This window comes from Microbacterium sp. (assembly GCF_031988965.1).
GTDB lineage: Bacteria > Actinomycetota > Actinomycetes > Actinomycetales > Microbacteriaceae > Microbacterium.
Genome location: NZ_DALZXX010000084.1, coordinates 9,063 through 13,127, shown reverse-complemented (window position 1 = coordinate 13,127; position 4,065 = coordinate 9,063). Strand labels below are relative to the sequence as shown.

At 70.7% G+C, this 4,065-nt stretch carries 6 protein-coding genes and 1 pseudogene; 3 read left to right on the top strand and 4 right to left on the bottom strand.

All coding sequences use genetic code 11. The features are described from left to right. Together RTM68_RS12915 and RTM68_RS12910 are read right to left on the bottom strand one after the other, a co-directional pair. Positions 1-207: pseudogene (locus RTM68_RS12915) on the bottom strand (electron transfer flavoprotein subunit alpha/FixB family protein); the annotation flags it as partial. A 1-nt stretch (position 208) separates the two neighbouring features. Then, the gene (locus tag RTM68_RS12910; RefSeq protein WP_312171520.1) at positions 209-973 is read right to left on the bottom strand and encodes an electron transfer flavoprotein subunit beta/FixA family protein; all 765 of its coding nucleotides are present in this window, start codon (positions 971-973) and stop codon (positions 209-211) included. Positions 974-1,104: 131 nt separating this feature from the next. On the opposite strand from RTM68_RS12910, the gene RTM68_RS12905 reads away from it, so the two are divergent. Genes RTM68_RS12905 through RTM68_RS12895 form a run of 3 tightly spaced genes read left to right on the top strand, consistent with a single transcriptional unit; the run spans position 1,105 to position 2,553 of the window. Then, a complete protein-coding gene (locus RTM68_RS12905) occupies positions 1,105-1,641 on the top strand; it encodes a MarR family transcriptional regulator (protein ID WP_312171518.1) in 537 nt (178 codons plus the stop codon). Position 1,642: 1 nt separating this feature from the next. Then, positions 1,643-2,113, top strand: coding sequence for an SRPBCC family protein (locus RTM68_RS12900; RefSeq protein WP_312171516.1), 471 nt, complete (start codon positions 1,643-1,645; stop codon positions 2,111-2,113). Next, complete coding sequence (locus tag RTM68_RS12895; RefSeq protein ID WP_312171514.1) at positions 2,110-2,553, top strand: YdeI/OmpD-associated family protein; 444 nt, start codon at positions 2,110-2,112, stop codon at positions 2,551-2,553. Before RTM68_RS12900 ends, RTM68_RS12895 begins: the two co-directional genes overlap by 4 nt. Before the next feature lie 25 nt (positions 2,554-2,578). Here RTM68_RS12895 and RTM68_RS12890 read toward each other — a convergent pair whose 3' ends face one another. Together RTM68_RS12890 and RTM68_RS12885 are read right to left on the bottom strand one after the other, a co-directional pair. After that, positions 2,579-3,355 (bottom strand): enoyl-CoA hydratase-related protein, encoded by a 777-nt coding sequence (locus RTM68_RS12890; protein ID WP_312171512.1) that lies wholly within the window; start codon positions 3,353-3,355, stop codon positions 2,579-2,581. Positions 3,356-3,523: 168 nt separating this feature from the next. After that, positions 3,524-4,065: NAD-binding protein (locus RTM68_RS12885; protein ID WP_312171510.1), on the bottom strand; the 542-nt coding region annotated here is incomplete at its 5' end.

Genomic DNA, 4,065 nt, shown 5'->3' with positions numbered 1-4,065 from the left:
CGCCGTGGCATCCGCATCGGCGGTCAGCACGACGGATGCTCCGGCCGCCGCGACCGTCGACGCGGCATCGGCGGAGCCGCCGACGACCAGTGCGACAGGGGCGCCGACCGTCGACGCGGCGCCGATCAGAGCCGCGGTGCTGCTGGCGGGGTTGCCCGCCGGGTCGAGGTCGACCAGGACGAGGATCGGGTTCTCGGGGTAGGTCATGTCACACCAGCCTGTTCTGCACGAGGTACTCCACCAGCTTCTCGGCGGCATCGCCCTCATCGACGATCTTCACGCCGGCCGCTCGCGGCGGCTTCTCGGCCACCGCGGTCATGATCGTGCGGGGAGCCGCTGCCGGGTCGGCCGAGACGCCGAGGTCGTCGAGGGTGAGCACCTCGAGCGGCTTCTTCTTCGCCGCCATGATGCCTTTGAAGTTCGGGAACCGCGCGTCGGGCATGGCCTCGGTGATCGAGATGACGGCCGGCAGCGACGCCGAGACCGGCTGCCCTCCGCGCGTTCCCGAGATGCCCTCGGGCGTGATCTCGACGCTCGTGAGCGCCGTCGCGTGCGCCCAGCCGAGGTGCTCGGCGAGCATCGCCGCCATGACCCCGCCCGAGCCGTCGGTCGACAGGTTGCCGGTGATCACGAGGTCGGGCTCGGCGCGGCGGATCGCCGCGGCCAGGGTCTCGGCGGTGAATCCGAGGTCGGCTCCGGCGAGCTGCTCGTCGGCGATGTGCACGGCAGAGCCCGCACCGATCGCGAGGGCCCGTCGCACCGATGCCGTCGAGCCCCCGGGGGCCATCGTGAGCGCGACCACCTCGGTGCCCTCGTTCTTGTCGGCGTGGCTCAGCGCGACCTCGAGAGCCCGCTCGGTGATCTCGTCGAGCACCACGTCGCCGGCGCCGCGATCGGCGAGCCCGGTCTCGAGATTCAGCTTGCGATCGCCATAGGTGTCCGGCACCTCTTTGACCAGGACGAAGATCTTCATCGATTGCTCCTCACGACTGCCATGATTCTAGCCCCTTGGTACTGAGTCCCACCCGCCCCGCGACTGGGAACCACGCGGCCGGTCGCGCGGCGCCTCCCCGCACGCCGGAGCGGATGCCCTACCGTAGAAGCGTGGTCCGACCCCGCCCCCTGCCCGTGGATCCGCTCGCCGAGGCGAAGCGGCAGTGGCTCGCGCACGGGTGGACGGATGCCGCCGACGGCATGACCGTGGTCACCTCCGTCATGCGGGCGCAGCAGCTGCTGCTCGCCCGGGTGGATGCGGCGCTCAAGCCCTTCGCGCTCAGCTTCGCGCGCTACGAGATGCTGCGACTGCTGGCGTTCAGCCGCTCGGGCCGCCTGCCGCTCTCGAGCGTCGTCGCCCGACTGCAGGTGCATGCCACGACCGTCACGAGCACCGCCGAGCGCCTCGTGCGGGATGGACTGATCGTGCGCGAACCGCACCCGCACGACGGCCGGGCTGCTCTGCTCGCCCTCACCGACGCGGGACGCGAGCTGGTCGACCGCGCCACCGTCGCCCTGAACGACGACGTGTTCGCCGACCCGGGCATCAGCAGGGCCGACGCCGCCGAGCTCGTCGCGATCGTGGCGCGGATGCGCAAGGCCGCCGGCGACTTCAGCGACCCGAGGCCGCAACCGGACGCCCTCTGACATGGCCGAGTTCGTGCTCGAGCGAGTGATCTGCGCATCGCCCGAGCACGTCTTCGCGGTCGCCCTCGACCCAGGGCTGCACCTGCGCTCGATGGCGCAGTACGGCGAGACGATGGTCGAGGCCCCGGCGGGCGGCGTGTTCGGCGAGGGCTCGACCGTCACGTGGCGGGCACGGCACTTCGGCATCCCGTTCCGGCTGCGGTCGGTCGTGTACGACATCGACCCGCCGCGCGGGTTCCGCGACCGGCAGATCTCGGGCCCCTTCGGGGCGTTCTGGCACGAGCACCGGTTCGACGAGCATCCGCAGGGCACGCTGATGCGCGACACGATCCGGTTCCACTCGCCGTTCGGCCCGCTCGGACGACTGGTCGATCGCCTCGTGCTGCGCGAGTACATGCGGCGGCTGATCGAAGAGCGCAACGGCCACGTGGCATCCGAGGCCGAGGAGCGCGGGCGTACACTGCCCGCATGAGCGAACTGCGCCTGCACACCACCCTCGAGGGCCGAGGTCCTGCCGCTGCGATCATCCTCACCGACGAGCAGGTCGCCTCGTTCGGCGCCGGCAAGACGTTCCCGGTCGCTGTCACGATCGACGGACGCACCGCCCGACTGCGTCTCGCGCGCATGGGCGGGCAGAACATGATCGGCTTCAGCAAGGCCGTGCGCGCCGAGCTCGGCGTCGAGATCGATCAGGAGGTCGACGCGGTGATCCGGGTGGACGCCGCCGAGCGCGAGGTCGAGATCCCGCCCGCACTCGCGACGGCCCTCGATGACGACCCGGCCCTGCGCGCCGCCTTCGACGCCCTGTCGTACTCGGTGCGCAAGGAGCACGCCCGCACCGTCGCCGAGGCCAAGCAGGATGCGACCCGCGACCGCCGCGTCGCGAAGATCGTCGAGGCCCTGCGCGGCTGACCTGCGGGGAGCCGGGTCGCCGGGCTCAGCGGTTCTGGAAGCCGGGCGCACGCTTCTCCCGGAAGGCCGACATGCCCTCCTTCTGATCCTGGGTGTCGAAGAGAGCGGCGAACGCCTTCTTCTCATGGGCCAGGCCGTCGGCGAGCGTCGTCTCCATGGCGGCGTCGAGAGCGGCCTTGGCGGCGAACACCGACGGCAGGGACTTCGACGCGATCGTCTCGGCGAGGGTCGATGCCTCGGCGAGCAGGTCGGATGCCGGAACGACGCGCGACACGAGACCGGACCGCTCCGCCTCTTCGGCTCCCATGAACCGCCCCGACAGCACGAGCTCGGCGGCCTTGTAGTAGCCCACCGCTCGGATCAGGCGCTGCGTGCCGCCCATGCCGGGGATGACGCCGAGGTTGATCTCGGGCTGACCGAACTTCGCGGTGTCGGCCGCGAGGATGATGTCGCACATCATCGCGAGCTCGCATCCGCCCCCGAGCGCGAAGCCCGAGACGGCGGCGATCACGGGCGTGCGTACCGCGGCGAACTCGTGCCACACGCCGAAATGGTCGGTCTCGATCATCTCGGCGGCCGACATGCCCTCCATCTCCTTGATGTCGGCACCGGCGGCGAACGCCTTCTCGGATCCGGTGACGACGATCGCGCCGACGCCGTCGTCGAGATCGAAGGCGACCGCGGCGGCGGTGACCTCTTCGGCGAGCCGACTGTTCAGGGCGTTCAGCGCCTCCGGTCGATTCAGGGTGATCCACCCGACGCGTCCGCGCTGCTCGACCTGGATCGTCTCGTACTCGGTCATCGTGAAGCCCTCTCCGTCGTGGTCATCTCAGTATGTCGCGCCGTGTCCGGCATCCACCCCGCCCGATCTGCGGACGGCGTCCCGATCTGCGGACGGATTCGCGGGAACGGCCCGCAGATCGGGACAGGATCCGCAGATCGGGGCGCGGGCGAAGGGAGGATGCCCCGCTCACACCCGGCCGTCGCGGACGTCGGTGATGATGCCCGAGAAGTCGCGGGTCGCGCCCTCCCCCGCGGCGAACGCGGCGTACAGCTGCTGCGCGAGTCGTCCCATCTTGGCGTCGGTCGAGGTCTGCTCGATCGCCTGCAGCGCGAGACCCAGGTCCTTCGCCATCAGCGCGCCGGCGAATCCGGGCTGGTAGTCGCGGTTCGCGGGGCTCGTCGGCACCGGCCCCGGCACCGGACAGTTCGTCGTGATCGACCAGCACTGACCGGATGCCTGCGAGACGACGTCGAACAGTGCCTGGTGCTCGAGCCCGAGCCGCTCCCCCAGAACGAACGCCTCGGCGACGGCGATCTGCGACACCGCGAGCACCATGTTGTTGCAGACCTTTGCGGCTTGCCCGAGTCCCGGCCCTCCGCAGTGCACGATGCGTTTTCCCATGATCTCGAGCACCGGGAGAGCTGCCGCGAAGTCCTCGTCGGAGCCGCCGACCATGAAGGCGAGCGTGCCGTTCTCGGCACCGACCACTCCGCCCGAGACCGGAGCAT

What these genes read in the sequence shown, in the direction of transcription:
- RTM68_RS12890 (WP_312171512.1), bottom strand. Translation starts at nt 3,355, where the DNA reads ATGACCGAGTACGAGACGATCCAGGTCGAGCAGCGCGGACGCGTCGGG.
- RTM68_RS12910 (WP_312171520.1), bottom strand. Translation starts at nt 973, where the DNA reads ATGAAGATCTTCGTCCTGGTCAAAGAGGTGCCGGACACCTATGGCGAT.
- RTM68_RS12895 (WP_312171514.1), top strand. Translation starts at nt 2,110, where the DNA reads ATGAGCGAACTGCGCCTGCACACCACCCTCGAGGGCCGAGGTCCTGCC.
- RTM68_RS12900 (WP_312171516.1), top strand. Translation starts at nt 1,643, where the DNA reads ATGGCCGAGTTCGTGCTCGAGCGAGTGATCTGCGCATCGCCCGAGCAC.